The organism is Vibrio sp. 10N.222.48.A3, assembly GCF_041475345.1.
Lineage (GTDB): Bacteria > Pseudomonadota > Gammaproteobacteria > Enterobacterales > Vibrionaceae > Vibrio > Vibrio tasmaniensis_A.
On record NZ_JBFRVX010001770.1, the window covers coordinates 1 to 551 of the forward strand.

Here is a 551-nt window from a genome sequence, read left to right on the forward strand (position 1 = left end):
CAATTGCATCTTCTGGGTGAGTCAGGGATGAACCAATAACCCCTTCTTGAGCAAGTTGATAAAGGGCGGTTTTGTTCCCTTTATAGATCGAGTTTGGTGCTTGGTTTGCGTAGGTTTCTAACAGGCCAACTTGTTGAGGTCCCATTCCATCGCCAATCATCAGAATGACGTTTTTGATTTCTGCTGAAAGTACGTTGAATGAAAGTGTTGAGGTTGCCACTGCGGCAATGATTGGTTTTATAATGTGCTTCATTGGTTATCCCTTTTTATATAAGCGGGATGATTAGAACATCGATTTGTGTCAAAGTCGTTTCATATTTATTTCATCAATGTGAAATTGAGCAATAACTCCAATTTTTTGAAAAGCATAAAAAAAGGCTCACATTTCTGTGAGCCTTTGTCGTATTTAGGAGGGTCCAAATCAATGGACTGTGTCATGGCTAATGTCAAGCAAGCGGTAAGTCTGCAACCACCTGGTTGAACGTGATACGAGCATTCTGAGCTTGCTCAGATAACTCGATTTTTTTCGCTTGTGCGGCACTAAGATTACT

At 40.7% G+C, this 551-nt stretch carries 1 pseudogene; it reads right to left on the reverse strand.

Annotated elements, in window-relative coordinates:
- Positions 1-253 (reverse strand): annotated as a pseudogene (locus AB4653_RS28835) (alkaline phosphatase); the annotation flags it as partial.
- Positions 254-551 lie beyond the last annotated feature (298 nt).